This window comes from Neobacillus sp. FW104-15D2 (genome assembly GCF_058790155.1).
The window spans coordinates 11642-30433 of sequence record NZ_JBYTCJ010000044.1; the positions used below are offsets into that span (position 1 = coordinate 11642).

The following is an 18792-nucleotide window of genomic DNA, read 5'->3' on the forward strand; positions in this document are numbered from 1 at the left end:
TTGTTTTCATACCTTTATTCTTCTTTTATGGATACTGAGCACCGAAAGTGTTAGCAAGAGTGCAACAATTAAAAACGCCAAAAGTCTTAAAACATCCTGGAAGAGAATTTGATAATCCCCTGTAGAAATGATCGTTCTAAAACCTTGCACGGTATAGGTCATTGGCAATACATAGTTAAAACGCTGAAGGGCAGTAGGCACCAGCTCAACAGGAAAAGTTCCTGCGCTCGATGTCAATTGAAGAACGAGCAGGATGATGGCAATAAATCTTCCCACATTATCACCAGCTGTCACCAAGAATTGTATGATCGCCATGAACACTAAACTTGTAAAAAAAGAAAACAGATACAAATGGCCCGTATGCAAGGGTTTTAATCCCACCATATGAACCAAGAGGAAATTGGTAATCAGACTGTGTCCAATAGCAATGACAAACAAAACCGCAAATTTTGAAACAAACCAGCTGAGAGCAGAAGGGGGTGGAACCATTGTATCCCGAAAAGAGAAAACTGTAGAAAGGAGTAAGGCGCCTGCAAATAAGCTAATCGATATGAAATAAGGAGCAAGTCCCGTTCCATAGTTCGGTACATCGTGTACTAGTTCTTCTTTTAAATGGACAGGATTGGCCATCATTTTATAAATAGGCTGTCCTGATTGCATGGCTTCGATTTTCTTTGCGCCGGTATTTAATTGATTTCCCAGCTGTTTGCTTCCCTTTAGCAATTCCTTCTGACTATTTGATATGGTTCCTAATGATGAAACAGCACGATTCCATCCCGAAGATAGGGAGGCTGTGCCATCGGCGATGGCCTTTTGTGATGAAGCAATTTTGGATGCCCCAGTAGATAGATCATTCATTTTGGAGGTGATCGTCTGTGCTCCATCCCTTAACGTAGTTATGTTTTGATTGGACATAACGCCAAAGGTAGTTTGTAATTGCTGGATTCCGTCATTTACATTCTGGTTCGCTCCTAGTATTTGCTGGAAGGCTGGGTCATTACTTAATTCTGGATGTGCCGCTGCATAGCTTTGCAGACTTGTATTCAGTGTCCCAGCATTTTGCATTAGCTGAGCTGCGTTATGTTTGACATCACCAGGCCCTTTTTCAACAGAAGCGATCCCTTTACTTATTTCCTTCATACTAGACTGCATTGTATTTGCACCGTCTGCGAGAGAAGCAGCGGCATTGCTAAGTTTGTTTGCACCAATAGAAAGCTGCTGAATTGAACCTCTGTTCTTGTCCATTTCATTTTTTAGCTTAAGAGTTCCAGCATTGACCTTATTCAGACCATTGCTTATTTGGTCAGAAGCGTTGGCAGCCTTCTGTAATCCTTGGCCAATTGTATAAACTTCCTCAAGCATTGCCCGGGCGTAATTCTCGCTTATCGTCTCCGAGAGCCTTTCCCGAATTTTATCTACTCCCGCTTCACCAATACGGGACGCAATATAATTTGTTCCTACATTGGAACGGTAATATAGATTTAATGGAGTTGGGTTGCCCGTTGCTAATGCCGCAGCCCGCTTTGAAAAATCCTTCGGTATCAGTATGCTGAAGTAATACTGATTGTTTCTTATCCCCACGTTCGCTTTGGATTTGGACACGAATTTCCACTCAAAGCTTTTTTCCTTTTTGAGTTCATTCACTAAATCCTTCCCTATGGAATAATTCGCCCCATTTAACTGAATGGGTTCATCCTCATTTACCACCGCCACCGGAAGTCGCTGCGTGTGCGCATAGGGATCCCAGAATGCCCATAAATAAGTTCCGCTATAGAGAAACGGAATAAATAAAATAGCAATCAAAGGGATCAGCTTCTTTGGATCTTTAATAAGGCTTTTCCATTCGAGGACAATCCATGAAAAATTACGCATAATTCCACCACACTTAGATTAATTTTCCTTTTCCTTCTAAAGTAGTATGGCTTGAAATGGTATTTGCATTCAGTCGCTCTGCTGATTGTTCCCTATAAGGCAAATGACTCAGAAGGGGTTCAGGGACTCGTTTGTATTTTTTAACAAGTGAGTTTTAGGCGATTGAGACGGAAGCAATCCGTCTCTTTTTCATTCGCTTAATTTTAAAGATGCCTGTCACTTCAACGGAAACCTTCATGTTTGATAGATAGCTGAGGGAATGGGTTATAAAATCGAAGGGATATTGTAAATACTAGGGCTATGGCTTTTTTGAAAGTTAAGGAATAACCCGCAATAGCTTCTAAAAAAATTTCTAAAAACAGAGGTAACCGGATGAAAATACTTATAAACGGAAGAGTTTATAATTCAGCAATGACACCGATTGTGCTGGAATTCGAGGATCAAGAAGCAAATGTATTAGGTCTTGAGGTGAAAAGGATAGTAACAACTCCAAAATATATGACGCAGGATGAAGCAATGGATCTCGCTGAAGTAAACATGGAATTAAATTATATGGAAGTAACATTGGAGCCAAAACGCAGAGAGGGTGACCACGCATAGGTAACAGGGTCATTTTCCGAGGAACGGGCTTGCTGAAGAATTTAATGATGTTAGAACATCCCATCCCGGTTATCCCACATTTCATCTTGCAGGGTCTTGTGAGTGGCAGTGAAAATGCTTATAAGGTTTGTACATGATATCCAACATACTTCCTTAATAAATAGGACAAAATAAATAATTCATATATCGTATTGACTTAGAAAGCGGGTTGCGGATCCATATGCATGATATTAATGAATTTGTAAATCGTGTCCAAAATAATTATCTGCTTATTGCTATTGTAGCCATTTCATTTTTTGTGATTAAAGCAATTACTGCCTACCTCACTTTTCGGCACTACGAAAAGAGGCTTAAAAGAATCGAAGATAAACTGGATAAGTTACTGCGGAAAAAATCACATTAACAAGCAACTTCGCTAAAAAGCTAAGATACAAGATCTTAAAAACATCCAAAAGAATGAGCTAAAAAAACCCTCTGTCTTTTACAGTCAGAGGGTTTTTACTGTTGATTATGAGGAAGCCAATAAATGTATTTCAATTTCCTACAGGAAGTATAAGACCGCATTTCTGTGTTTTTCTTAAAGACTGACGGGATATTCTGTATGCTTTCTTTTCAATATTCTATGGTTGCAAAGCCTCTAAATAAAAATAAACTACGGCTCGAGCAGGATAGTTTATCAAAACAAATGTAGTCTTAAGAGAGGGTAAGTTTATTGATTTTACTAGTGAACATAGGCATTCTATCAAACAGTTATCCAAAAGCTATCAATAAAGTAGTAAAGTGCTAGCAAATGCATAGTAAATAACTTTTAATCTGCCAGCAGTTAAAAACTAGAAAATTTATTCCGAAATAATAAAAGAAAGCATTCTAGACTTTTGCATTTATAAATAAGGGGTTGTACTAATGTTTCTTAATATTTTTAAAAAAGATGTTGAAAAAAGTAACCAGAAAAAGTCACCACAAAGAAAAGTGGATTCAAACAGAATTGGTGAATTGGGTGAATATAAGATTAATATTCAGCTTGATCAGCTTAAGGGTTGTTTTCATTTAAGTGACCTATTAATACCAAACTCTAAATCTAAATCAGGCTATTCCCAAGTTGATCATGTTGTTTTTTCTTCCTATGGGTTATTTGTCATTGAAACCAAAAACTATGCAGGAACCATTTATGGGGATATAAATAGAGGAAATTGGTCTGTGAATGGGAAGTTTTCCTTCATGAATCCTTTTCATCAAAACTTCGGTCACATACAGGCGATTCAATCAGTTTTATCCGTATCTGAATCAAGTTTTATATCCATTGTGTCATTTACTAAAAGATGTACCTTTAAAGTGAATCCTGAACTTAGAAAAATTCAATCTCGGGAGTTAATCGTTTATGATGTAGAACTTTCTGAATTTCTAAATAGAAAAATCAATCTTCAAAAACTGCAAAACCAGAAACCAATATTTTCTGATGAAGAACTTCAACATCTATATAAAAAGCTGCAAAATATAAATATTACTGATCCATTTATCCGGGAAAGACATATTGCTTTATTAAAAAGTAACAACAATAAAAGCGAACCTAAGGGAAATAAAGAGGAAAGGGTCTCTACCTGTGTAGTATGTGGAAAAGAAGTTTCTGAAAAGGTAAAGATGTTTTGTTCATCTTATAAAAAATTTGAAGGAAAGATCCTTTGTTTTGAACATCAAAAGAATTTTTAAAGAGAAAAGGTGCGATTGTTTATGAGCAATCGCACCCACAAAAGTACATAAAAGGTTATTAAGGAACCCCTTGTTATAATGAATTATTTTTGACTTTGCTGCTTCTGCATATAACTGCGCATCTTTTGCACATAATCAGGTGCATCCATTGAATCTTCAACCATCATTTCAATAAGGCAAAGCCTTTCTGCACATTCCTCTTCAGCCTGAGTTATAGCCTGATCAAGCTCTCCATTGGTTCGGACTGCCCATGTAAAAGCATTGCCCCCAAAGGCTTCGGCCAGCTTAGTGTAAGACCAGCGTGGGATATCATTATATTGCTGATTCTCAGTTTTGGTTTTCACATTTAAATACTTCTCAATCGTATATCCATTGTTATTCAAGACGAAGATAATAGGTTTGCAGCCATAATAGAGCATAGAGCTTATCTCTTGGGCGGTTAACTGCAAGGAGCCATCACCTGTAAAAAGCAATACCCTTCGGCCCGGCGCGGCGATGCTTGCACCGTAAGCGGATGGTGTGGCATAACCGATGGACTGCCAGCCTCCCTGTGTAATGTATGTTACATTTTGCGGTAATCTAACTTGTCCAAGTCCAAAGAAGAACGTCCCGGTTTCAGCAATCACAATATCGTTTTCTTTCAACATGTTCTGAAAACGGGGATAATAGTCCGCTGCTTTTATAGGTTCATCGGCCATGCCAGTGATTTGTTCGTAAGGGAAGGACACTTTTTCAGTGGAAGATTGGCCACTGTAACTGATTTTTTCCACTTCAAGAAGCATGTCTTCTGCGAGTACATTCGAATATTCCGATTCCGCAACCTTGACCATATCGGGCTGAATATCAATAGTGACGAGCGGATTCAATTTTGCTGTAAACGATGCCGTGTTGGTATCCGCCCATACCAAGCCTACTGCAATCACACAATCTGCATTTTCAACCGTGCTTTGAACTTCAGAACTCCCGAAAGCTCCTCCATACATTCCGATATAATTAGGATGGGTTTCGTAGAAAGATCCTTTTCCATACAACGTAGTTGCAACAGGTACATTCATGGCATCAGCTAACCGATGAACCGCCGACTGAAGGCCAAACCGCATTGTTTTAACATCGATTAGGATTACTGGCCGACTGGCTTTTTGTAGCATCTGACGAACATGATCGGCTGCAGCCTCAAGGGTTTTTTGGCTGGAAGCGGGACGTGTCAGTTTTGGCTCTTCCCGGGAGATGACGGGCTTGGACACGATATCATCGCCTATTGAAAGGTAAACTGGCTTTTTCTTTTCTTTTGCTGTGCGAATCGCTGCTGGGATTTCAATCATAGCATTTTCCGGGGTCAGCATGGCAGAGTAAGCCGAAATCGGCTCATATACTTTGCGGAAGACGTCGAAGTTTCCGTCCATCAGAGTATGATGCATTAGTTTGTGTTTTTTTTGGTCCTTTTCGGGTGGCGCACCCACAATGTGAATCAATGGCACATGCTCACTATTAGCCCCAGCTATCGCATTACAAGCGCTAAGTTCTCCGACTCCAAAGGTAGTAATAAGAGCAGATAGGCCTTTGACTCTTGCATAACCATCCGCAGCATATCCCGAGTTTAGTTCATTTCGTCCATTGATAAACTGGATGCCATTAATCTGATTCAGCGTATCAAGCAGTGTAAAATTATAATCCCCTGGGACGCCGAAAATTTCGGTAATACCCTCCTGTTTAAGATAATCAAATAAATACTGGCCAACCGTTTTTTGAGTTGCACCGGTCTGCTGGCCAGAGTTGCTGTTCTCTGTCATTTTTTTCATCACTCCTTAACCGTTTCTTACGCTATTCTGTATAATATTACCCTTTCAATGATCAAGTAATCGGCTTTCAAAATGTCAATTTAAAACGATCAAATTGCTTATCGGAGCACAAGGACGGGGGGGATCGAAAGAGTTGGTAGTTAGGTCAATTACATTTTGGTTTTTCATGGGAGCTTAAAATGCGATAGAAAAGAGGCAGTGGGAAAAGAACAAGATTCACTCCATCCCTTGTTGAACTAATCAGAAGGAAATAACGAGGCAAAAGAAGAATTTTTGACATTAGATAAATTGTATTCTGTTGGAGGAATGATAATGGAAAAATATATAAACGATTTTACTGAGGCAGTTTTTGAGAATTATTAGAAAAACTGGGCATACGCAAGTCCCTTTGGCGGATGTCCTAGTTTTACTTATGCGTTCAGAATTTAGGGATATGAATTCTGATTAGCTAAGAAATTAAATATTCCCTATAGATTCAACCTGGAAAAAATACATAAGATTTTGACTGAAAAATATTTGGCTGTAGAAGAAGATATTAAGTTTGCTGATATTGGAGAAAACGTGGAAAATCCATGTAGGTACTATGTCATAAAAGACATAAATGTGTTGAAAAACCTTTACACGGCCGAAGAAAAAATTGACCTATACACATTGGGATTCCATTTAAAAAATGAAATAGTTGAAAATCAAAATGAAAAGATGTGGGAAGACGTACAATCTGGCAGGCGAATCAATATTATTCTAGCATCCGAGGATAACCAGTATATCAATGGCTTTACTCTGCAAGGAGTTAGTGAAAAACTATATCATGAACTATTTATCTATGTGGGAATGGATAAAGATCATTGCCAATTAGGTAACGAAAAGTTTCATGAATACCTTAAAAGCTTGGTTTTGGCGAAATACATTTAACGATTATTGGATGATTGTAAACATTACAATAAAAGTCTTTTAACAAAGGTTTTACTGGTGCGGCTGCTTGTTGAAAAAAGGGAGTGTAGAGAATCGAAGGAGGTGCATCAGGTCTGATGCACCTTTATTCTTTATGGTCAATGATTTTTGTTTGCTTTTGAACTAGATTTGCCTTTATCTTAGCCCAGGTTTCCTTCGATGAGTAATCCATCTTATTTTCCTCTGGAATTTTCATCCCATGCAATTCCCTAAACATGTCTTCATGATTAGCCATAGTTATTTCACCTCGAAGATAGTATGCTGCAACTGTACGAATTGATACTTATAAACATCACCTGTTATTACAAATTTAAAGTGACATAAATAGAAAGGCGAAACATGAATAGCTTTTGCGGTACTTTCCTGGATTTTTAGAAGTGGGAGGTCAAGATTTATATAAAATCTATCGGAGAAGAAGTTTAGAAGGAATGAGTAGAACTTTTTTTAAAATGAAGTTTGGCTATAAAAAAGAGATTTATGGGGTGTACATCATTATAAAGGCTGCCATTTGGGCAATCTTGTTAGTATGGACCTACCGGGGGAAGGCAAAGGAGAAGCCTCTATTTAAGAGGCTGGGAATTTTACAGTTAGGGTATTCTTATTGGTGTATTCATTTGATAAGAATCCCTATATGATCGATAAGATACCATGTTTTTATCCTGAGAAAATACATCTAACTGTAAAATTTTGAATTCATTGGTTTCTAAATAATATTTATATCCCTGTGTTTCTAAATTATAGAAAGAATAAGTATTTCCGAGCATTTCTTTCTTGGTAAATTTTGCATCAGGGTGATGTTGGATAAAATCAGCTAATTCTTTTACAGTTGTTGACGGTATGTCTGCGATATTAAAGAATTTTTCCTTAATACTAGACTTTACTCTATTCAGCGCAGTTATGGTTTTATGTTTGACCTTGTTGGAATGTCCTTCCATTAAAATCACTCCTCCTAGAGAATGGTTGAGAACTATTATGCTTATTTCCAATCGGCAAACGAAGTAAACACAAAAGGCGTTATTATAAAACCATAAAAAAACGATCCATCAGAAAATAATACGATAGGCGGGTTAGCATTCCTTTTTTTAAAAAAGAGCTCCTCAGTTAAATGTAGTAAGAAATAACGCTTACTAAACCTTTGGAGGAACCCTCATTATGAAGTTAAAATGTTGGTAGATACTGTGTTGAAATCCATAATAGATTCTATTTAAATCGGCTTAATCTTCGTAACCCTGCATTGAATCCATGTGGCTAGCAATCATAGCAATGATTGTGGAAGCTTCTTCTTTTGTGAAGATAAAGTTTGATTCGTCTTTCACTAATTCATTATCCTCTGTCCACAAGCGATTTATTCGGCGGAGAACACCATCACCGGTTTCCTGAACAAGACCAAACTGGTAGGTAACCTCGACCTCATCTTCTTTTAGGAATGCGGTCACTTCAGGAGTTTCCCACTCTACCTCAATTTCCTCAAGAATATCGTCTTCATCAACTATTTCAGTAAGAAGGAGTTCTTCGTCCTCGTACCTTTCATCACTTTCGCCATCTTCATAGGTGTCAAAATACAGCGTGTCGTCATCAACATCTGCATAAACAACATCCGATTGATCCTCATCCTCAATATAATCATGGAAACCTTCGTGCACTGCATCAACAATATCATCTATATCTGAAAGAATGACTCTGGCAGGCTGTTCTAGTTCATCATCAATGGTTTCCGTATAGAATTCTTCATTTTGCGGATCAAAAAATAAGGTATAAAAATAATCCCTTTCACCATCTTCGAAATCGACAAAAAACTCGATTCTTGGATGCTTTGATCCTCTTTCAACCGCCATTTGGCCTTCTTGGTCATACTTTTCACAAATAGATTCCAGGTGACTCTGTAATTCCCCAACCACTCGGTCAAACCATTCCATTGACATAAAATCACCCTCTCATTAGATTCATGAATAGTATGCCCCCTAGGTCTAAAAAGCTCTTTACATAAATAAGTAATTGCAGGAAAGGATTAGGGCAATTTTGAATTAAAATGACACATTGTAAAAGAATTCTATGATCCGCTAAAACCAGCAGCTTTTCGACAGCAATCGTATTTCATTAATATAATTTGTTCTTTTTTGCGCTTGCCTAGGAAATAATGATCAATTCCCTAGAATACTTTTGATCCATTGATAAATAAAGTTGGGAGGGGGTTGAGTCTTGATAGGTGTTTCAAGTGGAAATTAATTTAGAAACAGCAAGGGAATCCGTGCAAGGATTAATGATTCGGACAGGAAGGAGCCTGGATCTCCGAATTGAGTCTGAAAAATACCTGGGTTCGGACAAGAAGGAGTCTTGACCTGCAAGTGGAGTCTGAATAGCACACGGATTCGGACAGGAACGCTTTTGAATTTACGAAAGCTGTCCGAATGGACCAATTATTCGGACAGGAAGGCTCTAAAGCGATAACCCGGATAGCGCTGGCCTTTCTAAAAAGTCACCTTTTTCCGGGTTTTTGGTATGTCAGTCGAAGAGAATTTTATCCATTCACATTAACTCTTTGAAGTATTATCCTTATTTTTCTTTTTAGTAAGAAATGTTTTTAAATAATAGATACCTAAACTGATGATGAACATAAATACGACAGCATATTCTGAAGGCTCCATTACCCGAAAAGGATTGGAAGCTTTCCAAAAAACCTCATTCAATTTGGAACCCATAATCAGGTCCAATGACATAATTAACAATAATACTGTAACCGACAAAATAAAGGTGACTAAAAGTATTTTCATCTGTTTCACCTGCAGTTTGGGAATGATGTTATTGTTCCTTTTTTCCCCCTTAGTTATTCTTGGCTCCCCATTCCTGTTCCCGCGTTCCTATCCATGTTCCTTTTTTTCGATAGTCCATCCATAATTGGATAAAATAAATTGGTTTGGTTAGGATAACCATTATTGGATATGTGTGTATAACCTACGAAAAGCGAGGCGGGCGATGTGTCATTTTTGTCTAAAATTTTTACGAAAAAACAAAAAAAGAGACAGGATGATAATATCCGTCAAGATCAAGATCCAGGTAAACCTGAAGAATTGCCAATCCTCCGGGATTATAAGGATAATATTAGCCGAATAAAAGAAGAGCTGGGTAACAGTACAGATGTTGTTATTCGCGAATATAAGCTCGGAACACATAAGGGAGCACTCGTATATTTCGATGGTCTGGTTGATAGTAAGGCAATTAGTGATTTTGTTCTGGAATCTTTTATGGAAACCAACTCAGAAGATATTTCAAATGATCCTTTTAGGTTTTTGTTTGAAAAAGCGGTTGCCCTTGGAGATATCAAAGTTGTGAGGGACTGGAAAAAAACATATGAATTGCTCCTTTCTGGAGAAACAATTATTTTCTTAGATGGTTTTAATAAAGCAATTAGCGGCAGTACGAGAGGTGGAGAAAAAAGGGCGGTTTCCGAACCAACCACTCAATTATCCATACGGGGCCCTAAGGATTCTTTTACAGAGTCGATACGGACAAATACTGCATTAATTAGAAGACGTATTAAAAGTCCCAATTTGTGGCTTGAATCCATGAAAATTGGCAAGGTTTCTTCAACCGATATAGGCATCATGTATATCAAAGGGATAGCCAATGAGAAAATCGTTGAGGAAATAAGGACCAGATTAAAACGGATTGATATGGATGCAATGGGCGGATCGGGATATATTGAGCAATTGATTGAAGACCAAACATGGACTACCTTTCCAACCACTTACCATACAGAAAGGCCCGATGTAGTGGCCTCACAGCTGGTGGAAGGCAGGATTGCGATTATAGTGGATGGGACACCATTTGTTATTACGGCACCAGCATTATTTATTCAATTTTTCCAGGCACCGGATGACTATTATTTCCGCTTTGATATTTCAACCGGAATTCGGCTATTACGAATTTTAGCCTTTTTCACCGCTTTAATCGGACCAGCGACATATGTCGCAGCAACCACTTTTCATCAGGAAATGATTCCAACGACAATGGCGATTGCCATTGCAGCACAGAGGGAAAATGTACCCTTTCCGGCATTTATCGAGGCTTTAGTCATGGAAGTTGTCTTTGAAATTTTAAGGGAAGCCGGATTAAGGCTCCCAAGAGCGGTCGGCCAGGCTGTTTCAATAGTGGGAGCACTTGTAATCGGCCAGGCAGCCGTTCAGGCCGGTTTTGTGTCTCCTGTTATGGTCATTGTTGTTTCGATGACCGCAATAGCGAATTTTTCAACACCTTCCTTCGCCATGGCGATTTCGGCAAGATTGCTACGCTTTGTGCTAATGGCAATTGCCACATTTTTAGGGTTTTATGGGATATCACTGGGGCTTATTTTTATGTTCCTTCATTTGTGCTCACTGCGGTCGTTCGGGATACCATATATGTCACCGTTAGCACCTTTTAATATCCATAATCAGCAGGATGCTTTGATACGCTTTCCTATATTTGCATTTAAAGATCGTCCGCATTTAATAAGTAAAGGAAATATATCTAGAACGGGATCCAATCAAAAACCGGGCCCGCCAAAGCAAAATGATAGTGATTCTGCAAAAAAAGGTGATCAGGAATGAAACGGACCTTGGCAATTCTTTTATTGATCATCACTGCCGTTCCGTTTCTTGGCGGCTGCTGGAACCAAAAGGAATTAACGGAATTAGCTTTTGTGATGGCATTAGGAGTAGACAGAGGAGAGAATGGAAAGGGATATAATCTTACCTTTCAAATAGTTAATCCTGGAAATGTAAATACAGGGCAAATGGGCGGCGGGGGTGGCCTTCCCATTGCGGTTTACAAAAGTTCCGGTGTAAATTTAACGGATGCCGCGAGGAACGCGACCAAGAAAATTTCCAGAACTCTCTATTTTGCCCATACGAATGTGGTTGTGATTAGCGAGAAGCTGGCAAAAAAGGAAGGGGTTGTTAATATTTTGGATGCCCTTGACCGGGATCCCGTATTTAGGACCACTACCCAGTTAGTTATCGCCAGGGGAACCACAGCTGAGGAGATGCTCTCCACTCTTACCATTCTAGATAAGCTGCCAGTCAATAATCTCACCAAATCTCTTCAGGTAACCGAAAATATGTTAGGAGAGAATTTTAAGATAACGATTGATGACTTTATCAGCGGACTTGTAAGCACTGGAAAACTACCCATAGCTAATGGATTCCAATTAGTAGGGGACAAGAATAAGGGGAAATATAAATCAAATTTGGATTCAACTATCCCGGAGGTAATAATAAAGACTGATGGACTGGCTATTTTTAAAAAGGGTAAATTAAAAGGCTGGATTGATGGTAAAGAAGCCCGAGGTGCTGTATGGGTCCTCGATAAGATCAAAGGCACAGATGTAAATATAGATTGGAAGGGAAAAAAGAATGCTATTAGTTTAATTACACTCCGGTCCAAGACCAAGGTATCTGCAACTGTTAAAAACGATAAGCCTGTTATTCATGTAGCGATTGAGAATGAAGGAAATGTGAGCCAGGCAGATTTGCCGATTAAATTAACTGATCCAGACGTCATCGGGAAAATTGAACAAAAAATGGAAAATTCAATTCAGAAGGAAGTACTGGATACCATTAAATCTGCTCAAAAACAACGCAGTGATATTTTTGGTTTCGGAGATGCCGTTCACCGTACTGACCCGAAGCTATGGAAAAGGATTAGTAAAGATTGGGATAATCAGTTTGCCGAATTAAAAGTGACAGTTAAAGTAGATTCCTATCTCCGCCGGGGTGGGATTCGGACCAATCCGTTTTCGGTGGATATGAAACAATAACCCTACAGAAGGGGGAGCATGGATGGACACCATTAAGATCAATTCGTTCCAATTGTTTGTCCTTGTATTTTTGTTTGAGATGGGCAGTTCTATTGTTGTAGGTATTGCTTCTGGCTTGAAGCAGGATGCGTGGATAGCTGTCCTGCTAGGGATGGCAGGAGGTCTTCTGCTTTTTCTTGTCTATCATCGCCTGTTTAGCTATTACCCGGATTTGCCCCTGACTGGATATGTACAAAAAATTACAGGAAAATTTATTGGAAGCATCCTTGGATTTTTATATATCGTCTATTTTCTTTATTGTGCATCTAGGGTAATGCGTGATATCGGTGAATTATTAACGACAACCATCTATACGAATACCCCGCTTTTTATCCTTAATGCATTGATGGTTCTTACCGTCATTTACGCCATCCATAAAGGCCTTGAAGTTTTGGCCCGGGTAGGAGAGCTTTTATTTATGATGGTTTATTTAATGGCCATTATAGGTTTTTTATTAGTTCTATTTTCAGGACTGCTGCATTTAGAAAATCTTAAACCAATATTGGAAAATGGCATAATGCCGGTAATAAAGAAAACATTGGGCGAAACCATTACCTTCCCTTTTGGTGAAATGATCATCTTTACCATGATTCTTCCCAATTTAAATGAACCAAAAAAAGCAAAATTGGTGTGCCTTTCAGGGATTATTCTGAGCGGAATAAATATAATCATTACAACCATTATCAATATTGCTGCTCTGGGGACAGACCTTATTATTCGTTCTCCTTTCCCTTTGCTAAGCACGATTTCAAAAATTGATCTTATGAATTTTATTGAAAGACTGGATGTATTTTTTATGCTTTACCTGGTTATTGGCGGGTTTTTCAAAATAACTCTCTACTTTTATGCTGCCGTGCTGGGAGCAACTGAATTATTTAAATTTAAGAATACAAGCAAGTTAACTTTTCCAATTGGTTTAATTGTTTTATTTGCCTCACTTACGATCGCTTCAAATTATGCAGAACATATAAAGGAAGGTTTGAAGATAGTCCCTATCTACTTACATTGGCCCTTTCAAATCATCATTCCTATGATGCTGCTCGTTATTGCTTTTTTTAGGAACAGAAAGAAAAAGCAGAAAACAACCAGCGATCAAACTTCGAAATCAGAAATAAGCTCTACAAATCAATGAGCTGGGTATGGAAGTACATTCCATCTAGTTAAGCCGAATTGTTACTGGATTATTCTAGCCTTAAACCTTACAAACTCTAAGAAGTCTTCATGTCAGTAATGAATTTTTGTTAAAAGTTTTCCTTTTTTTAGTCTCATTGTAAGTACTTTTTATTAAGCTCTGTAAGCAAGGGCTTTTCCTTTCCACATATTCATTTACAAATGAAAATTACAGGAGTAATATGTAAATCAGTTTCATAGTTCTAATTCGCTTAATCCTTATGGAGCGGGGGACCCGAGATTGTGGTTTCCACTTGGGGTGAATCCTTAAATAGGAAGGGCTACTCTTATGGCCCGAACCCGACAGCTAACCTCGTAAGCGTAACAGGAGTGGAAGGTGAAAACTGGTGAGACGAGGAAACTTTAGTCCGCTGGGCAGCTTACTATGCCTGGAGGGCTTTTTTTATTACAAAAATAATAAAACTTGTCTCTGATTTGATTTCTAAAAAAAGGGAATTATACAAAAGAAAAATTTATGGGGGCGGAATTAATTGTTAAATGTACTAAAGAGGTTTTTGATAGGAAGACCCCTAAAATCTCATGAATTAGGGGAACAAAAATTAAATAAGGTAAAGGCATTGGCAATTCTTTCATCTGACGCCCTTTCGTCAGTGGCTTACGGGCCCGAGCAAATTCTTCTTGTCCTCGTTTCGATAAGTGCTATCGCCTTTTGGTATTCGCTGCCTATAGCGATAGGGGTTTTATTTCTATTAATAGCCTTGATCCTATCATACCGGCAAATTATCTATGCCTATCCGCATGGCGGAGGAGCCTATGTTGTTTCTAAAGAGAACCTTGGTGAAAATCCCGGATTAATAGCAGGCGGTTCATTGTTGGTTGATTATATTTTAACCGTGGCTGTAAGTGTATCAGCTGGTACGGATGCGATTACTTCGGCTTTTCCATCATTACATCCATACAACGTCTTGATTGCTATTATATTAGTCATATTTATTACCATCTTAAATCTTAGAGGGATAACTGAATCGGCGTCTGTTTTAGCTTATCCCGTTTATTTATTCGTTCTGGCCCTTGTTATTTTAATCATTGTTGGTATTTATCACATTGTTACGGGAGCCGTACCAGCAGAAGCACATTCACCAATTGGAACGCCTGTTGCTGGTATCACTTTATTTTTATTACTTAGAGCCTTTGCATCTGGCTGTTCTGCTTTGACAGGTGTAGAAGCCATTTCGAACGCGATTCCTAACTTTAAGGATCCGGCACCCAAAAATGCAGCCAAAACCTTGATAGCAATGGGATTCATTCTTGCTGTACTGTTTACAGGTATCGTATATTTAGCGTATTATTACGGCATTGTCCCACATGAAAAAGAAACGGTTGTTTCCCAAATAACAGCTAAGACATTTGGCCGTAATTATATGTATTACTTTATCCAGGCTACAACCGCTATGATCCTGGTTCTGGCAGCCAACACTGGTTATTCGGCTTTTCCTTTGCTGGCCGTTAATTTGGCAAAAGATAAATATATCGCCAGGATGTTTACTATAAGAGGCGATCGGCTGGGTTATTCCAATGGAATCATCTTCCTCGCTGTTATGGCCATCATTTTGATCATTGTATTTAAAGGCCGGACAGAACGATTGATTCCTCTTTATGCGGTAGGAGTGTTTATTCCATTTACTCTTTCTCAGACTGGAATGCTGGTAAAATGGATCCGGGAAAAACCGCAGGGATGGATAGTAAAATTAATCACCAACTTTGTTGGGGCCTTGATCAGTTTTGTGGTCATGATGATCTTTTTTATTACCAAGTTCGGGCAGGTATGGTCCGTCCTGATTTTTCTTCCATTAATCGTGCTGCTATTTCACGCAATCAAAAAACATTATAATGCCGTCGGAGAACAGCTAAGCTTAAGCAACAATGAGCCAATCCCTTCGATTGAAGGAAATGTCATGATTGTCCCGGTTGCGGGTATGACTCATGTGGTTGAAAACTCATTAGTTTACGCGAAGTCGCTGGGAACGGTCCAATTAATTGCTGTTTATGTAGCCTTTGACCGTGAAAGTGAAGCGGAATTTGAAAAGAAGTGGAAAAAGTGGCAGCCCGATGTTCGATTGGTCACATTGCATTCACACTATAGGAGTATCATTCATCCGCTGACGAAATTTATAGATACTGTGGAACATAAAGCAGCGGAATACAATCACCGTGTTACTGTTTTAATTCCGCAGTTTATTCCGAAGAAAAGCTGGCATAATATTCTCCATAATCAATCCAGTCTTTTAATAAGGGCCTTTTTGCTCTACCGCAGAAATGTTATTGTAACGACAGTACCATACCATTTGAAAAAATAAAGCATGTACCCTGGCCAATCAGAATTTCTGGTTGGTCTTTTGAAAACTTATGAAACAAGTTATTTTAAAAAAGTGTCATAAAAATGGTATTATAGTGTAGTAAATTTAATGAATAACCGAGGGATTCTATGGCAAAACAACACAAAAAATCAAAGTACTTCGCGAAAGTATCATTGGCTATCATGGCCGTTGGCTTTCTCGCCACGCTACCATTTCAAGATTCACTAATTGGCCGTTTATTCCAAGGCGGATTTGAAGCCGGTCTGGTCGGGGGACTTGCCGATTGGTTCGCCGTCACAGCTCTATTCCGGCATCCACTGGGTATTCCGATCCCGCACACAGCACTGCTTCCAAAGAATCGTGATCGAATGATTGGCGCACTCATTAACATGCTTGAGAATGACTGGCTGACAAAAGAAAGTATCCAGGGGAAAATCAAGCAAATTAAGATTGCCGAGAAAGTATTTAGCATCGCAGAAAAACAAATGGAATCTGATGCGATGAAAAAGTGGATTAGACGTCGGCTGCTCCAGGCAATTGGCTTAGTTAACATAGAAAAAATGGCTGCTTTTCTGGAAAAAGAGTTAAAGGAATATCTCCGCCGTTTAGATGTAATCACTCTGCTTCAAAAACTTATTCAGGAAGCATTAGACCGAAAACTAGATGCAAAAGCATTAGACTACGTCCTTGTGGAGACTGAAAAGTGGATAAGGGATGAAGAAACAAAGTACAAAATCGGTAAGATGGCGAAACAGCTACTGGATAACACAGAAGCCGATGGTTTTTTAAAAATGGCAATCAGCACTTTTAGCAATATGCTGAACGAGGAAAAACTGGGCAACATGCTCCAGCCGTTTTTTCTCCAAAGAATTGTTCTCCTGCAAAAAGAGGACAATCCTTACAGGCATTTGATCCTTAACCGAATACGCAGGGAGCTTAAAGGCTTTGAAGAGAAAAAAGATCTCGTAAATGATATAAACAATTGGAAGGAAACACTGCTTAACAATTGGAGCCCAGAAAAACAAATAGGCGCTATTTTAACGCAGCTGCAAAATAAATTGATCAGTATGATAGAAGAAGATGAATTTGTAGAGCAATACGTTCTTTCATTTGTAAGGAAGTTTATCCATGAAGTAAGAGAAGCACCTGAAAAAATGGATTCTGCTGAAACTTGGATTCAAAATCAAATCTTCTATTTGATTGACGCAAACCATGCCAAGATCGGCCAGCTTGTAAAAGAAAACCTTGATAAGCTCGATAATGAAACACTTATCGATATGCTGGAAAATAACGTAGGGAAGGATCTCCAATGGATCCGTGTAAATGGAGCCATTTGCGGATTTTTTATTGGGGTAATCCTGACAGTTATAAAGTTTTTTGTCTAATACTAGAAAAATGACGTGTGAACTCACACGTCATTTTTTTTCGTCAAAGGCAGTGGAGGTCTTTTCATGATGCAATTCGTTTAACTAGTTTCTTATGACAGAGACTATTTTTGATTAGTGTGATATAAATCACCATTTATGACATGATATAGCTATATAATAAGAGGAAAAATGAAGTGGGGTGAAGTAATGGAATATCAATTTAGAGAACTATACACCGAAATTGGGGGACAGGAGACAATCGATAAATTGGTTGATGCCTTTTACCCAAGAGTATATAAGGATCCCAATCTAGCTCCACTTTTTACAGGCGATATGGATGAAATCAAGAGAAAGCAGAGAATGTTTCTGCCGCAATTTTTAGGAGGACCCGCTTTGTATAGCCAGGAATTCGGCCCACCTGCGATGAGACACCGCCATATGCCATTTGAAGTATCACCGAAAAGAGCCCAGAGCTGGCTGCGCTGCATGAAGGAAGCCTTTCAGGAAATTGGCCTATGGGACGAACCCGCAGGACAGGCTTTTTATGACCGGTTAACGCAGGTGGCTGGGATTATGGTCAATAGTCCAGATAGAGAGTAGAAATCCTCCGTTAAATGCCGGAGGATTTTTTTCGATTATGAATCGGCGTGGGTTATGGTGACAGCGGGATGTTCAGTTGGAGTTGCAGCCCGAAAGATGAACAAGGGCATGTGCAGCCCTGGAGGAAAACGTGCATTTCTAGATGAAAACGTGTATGTTCACTCCTCGATGAACATGTGCATTCCTGGATGATTACGTGCATTCCCCGAAGAACACGTGCATTCCTCATGTCGATTCGTGCATTACCTTGATGAATTCGTGCATTACCTTGATGAATTCGTGCATTACCTTAACGAAATCGTGCATTACTTATGAAATTTCGTGCATTACCTTGATGAATTCGTGCATTACTCAAGCGAGCCCACCAAAAGTGACACGCTCGGAAGGTATTTTGGTAAAAATTTTGACTCTTTTACATCATTTTCAGCTTAAAGTTTATAAAAGATCATCCTTTTCTATTAAAATAGTTTAAAATTCTTCATTTTTTAATATAAAATGGTAACTACTTAGGTCAGTTAAAAGAAAACTGACCTCGATAGACTAACACAATGGAATCAAGCAGACTCCTGCCTTGC

At 38.8% G+C, this 18792-nt stretch carries 15 protein-coding genes and 1 riboswitch; of the genes, 9 read left to right on the plus strand and 6 right to left on the minus strand.

Features of this window, described 5'->3' with window-relative positions; all coding sequences use genetic code 11:
* Positions 1-6 precede the first annotated feature (6 nt).
* Positions 7-1872, minus strand: a complete 1866-nt coding sequence (locus AC3WR0_RS23730; protein WP_492554573.1) for a YhgE/Pip family protein — start codon at positions 1870-1872, stop codon at positions 7-9.
* Positions 1873-2244: 372 nt separating this feature from the next.
* Here AC3WR0_RS23730 and AC3WR0_RS23735 point away from each other — a divergent pair, with 372 nt between their 5' ends.
* Entirely contained in the window at positions 2245-2472 is a 228-nt protein-coding gene (locus tag AC3WR0_RS23735) for a hypothetical protein (RefSeq protein ID WP_492554574.1), read from the plus strand.
* 903 nt (positions 2473-3375) lie between these two features.
* Positions 3376-4179 carry a nuclease-related domain-containing protein gene (locus tag AC3WR0_RS23740; RefSeq protein ID WP_492554575.1) on the plus strand — a complete coding sequence of 268 codons (804 nt, stop codon included), beginning with the start codon at positions 3376-3378 and terminating at the stop codon, positions 4177-4179.
* An 83-nt stretch (positions 4180-4262) separates the two neighbouring features.
* Here AC3WR0_RS23740 and AC3WR0_RS23745 read toward each other — a convergent pair whose 3' ends face one another.
* Positions 4263-5978 carry an alpha-keto acid decarboxylase family protein gene (locus tag AC3WR0_RS23745; protein WP_492554576.1) on the minus strand — a complete coding sequence of 572 codons (1716 nt, stop codon included), beginning with the start codon at positions 5976-5978 and terminating at the stop codon, positions 4263-4265.
* 501 nt (positions 5979-6479) lie between these two features.
* Here AC3WR0_RS23745 and AC3WR0_RS23750 point away from each other — a divergent pair.
* A complete protein-coding gene (locus AC3WR0_RS23750; protein WP_492554577.1) occupies positions 6480-6890 on the plus strand; it encodes a hypothetical protein in 411 nt (136 codons plus the stop codon).
* Between the two features lie 124 nt (positions 6891-7014).
* Here AC3WR0_RS23750 and AC3WR0_RS23755 read toward each other — a convergent pair whose 3' ends face one another.
* The 4 genes from AC3WR0_RS23755 to AC3WR0_RS23770 form a co-directional block, all read right to left on the minus strand.
* Positions 7015-7164, minus strand: a complete 150-nt coding sequence (locus AC3WR0_RS23755) for a hypothetical protein (RefSeq protein WP_492554578.1) — start codon at positions 7162-7164, stop codon at positions 7015-7017.
* A 352-nt stretch (positions 7165-7516) separates the two neighbouring features.
* On the minus strand, positions 7517-7864 hold the full coding sequence (locus AC3WR0_RS23760; protein WP_492554579.1) for a hypothetical protein: 348 nt from the start codon (positions 7862-7864) through the stop codon (positions 7517-7519).
* A gap of 279 nt (positions 7865-8143) precedes the next feature.
* Positions 8144-8851: a hypothetical protein gene (locus tag AC3WR0_RS23765; protein WP_492554580.1), complete on the minus strand. Its 708-nt coding sequence runs from the start codon at positions 8849-8851 to the stop codon at positions 8144-8146.
* A 609-nt stretch (positions 8852-9460) separates the two neighbouring features.
* A complete protein-coding gene (locus tag AC3WR0_RS23770) occupies positions 9461-9700 on the minus strand; it encodes a YczF family membrane protein (RefSeq protein ID WP_492554581.1) in 240 nt (79 codons plus the stop codon).
* Between the two features lie 204 nt (positions 9701-9904).
* On the opposite strand from AC3WR0_RS23770, the gene AC3WR0_RS23775 reads away from it, so the two are divergent.
* The 6 genes from AC3WR0_RS23775 (at position 9905) to AC3WR0_RS23800 (ending at position 18217) form a co-directional block, all read left to right on the plus strand.
* Positions 9905-11515, plus strand: coding sequence for a spore germination protein (locus AC3WR0_RS23775; protein WP_492554582.1), 1611 nt, complete (start codon positions 9905-9907; stop codon positions 11513-11515).
* Positions 11512-12723: a Ger(x)C family spore germination protein gene (locus AC3WR0_RS23780; RefSeq protein ID WP_492554583.1), complete on the plus strand. Its 1212-nt coding sequence runs from the start codon at positions 11512-11514 to the stop codon at positions 12721-12723. Before AC3WR0_RS23775 ends, AC3WR0_RS23780 begins: the two co-directional genes overlap by 4 nt.
* A gap of 22 nt (positions 12724-12745) precedes the next feature.
* A complete protein-coding gene (locus AC3WR0_RS23785; RefSeq protein WP_492554584.1) occupies positions 12746-13894 on the plus strand; it encodes a GerAB/ArcD/ProY family transporter in 1149 nt (382 codons plus the stop codon).
* Between the two features lie 237 nt (positions 13895-14131).
* A riboswitch (cyclic di-AMP (ydaO/yuaA leader) is annotated at positions 14132-14270 on the plus strand.
* 153 nt (positions 14271-14423) lie between these two features.
* Entirely contained in the window at positions 14424-16250 is a 1827-nt protein-coding gene (locus tag AC3WR0_RS23790; RefSeq protein ID WP_492554585.1) for an APC family permease, read from the plus strand.
* A 128-nt stretch (positions 16251-16378) separates the two neighbouring features.
* Positions 16379-17635: a DUF445 domain-containing protein gene (locus AC3WR0_RS23795; protein WP_492554586.1), complete on the plus strand. Its 1257-nt coding sequence runs from the start codon at positions 16379-16381 to the stop codon at positions 17633-17635.
* Between the two features lie 189 nt (positions 17636-17824).
* Positions 17825-18217: a globin domain-containing protein gene (locus AC3WR0_RS23800; RefSeq protein ID WP_492554587.1), complete on the plus strand. Its 393-nt coding sequence runs from the start codon at positions 17825-17827 to the stop codon at positions 18215-18217.
* The last annotated feature ends 575 nt before the right edge of the window (positions 18218-18792 follow it).

Bases quoted from the DNA above. Each gene is read 5' to 3' on its own strand.
- AC3WR0_RS23730 (WP_492554573.1), bottom strand. From the start codon at position 1,872: ATGCGTAATTTTTCATGGATTGTCCTCGAATGGAAAAGCCTTATTAAA.
- AC3WR0_RS23735 (WP_492554574.1), top strand. From the start codon at position 2,245: ATGAAAATACTTATAAACGGAAGAGTTTATAATTCAGCAATGACACCG.
- AC3WR0_RS23740 (WP_492554575.1), top strand. From the start codon at position 3,376: ATGTTTCTTAATATTTTTAAAAAAGATGTTGAAAAAAGTAACCAGAAA.
- AC3WR0_RS23745 (WP_492554576.1), bottom strand. From the start codon at position 5,978: ATGAAAAAAATGACAGAGAACAGCAACTCTGGCCAGCAGACCGGTGCA.
- AC3WR0_RS23755 (WP_492554578.1), bottom strand. From the start codon at position 7,164: ATGGCTAATCATGAAGACATGTTTAGGGAATTGCATGGGATGAAAATT.
- AC3WR0_RS23760 (WP_492554579.1), bottom strand. From the start codon at position 7,864: ATGGAAGGACATTCCAACAAGGTCAAACATAAAACCATAACTGCGCTG.
- AC3WR0_RS23765 (WP_492554580.1), bottom strand. From the start codon at position 8,851: ATGTCAATGGAATGGTTTGACCGAGTGGTTGGGGAATTACAGAGTCAC.
- AC3WR0_RS23770 (WP_492554581.1), bottom strand. From the start codon at position 9,700: ATGAAAATACTTTTAGTCACCTTTATTTTGTCGGTTACAGTATTATTG.
- AC3WR0_RS23780 (WP_492554583.1), top strand. From the start codon at position 11,512: ATGAAACGGACCTTGGCAATTCTTTTATTGATCATCACTGCCGTTCCG.
- AC3WR0_RS23785 (WP_492554584.1), top strand. From the start codon at position 12,746: ATGGACACCATTAAGATCAATTCGTTCCAATTGTTTGTCCTTGTATTT.
- AC3WR0_RS23795 (WP_492554586.1), top strand. From the start codon at position 16,379: ATGGCAAAACAACACAAAAAATCAAAGTACTTCGCGAAAGTATCATTG.
- AC3WR0_RS23800 (WP_492554587.1), top strand. From the start codon at position 17,825: ATGGAATATCAATTTAGAGAACTATACACCGAAATTGGGGGACAGGAG.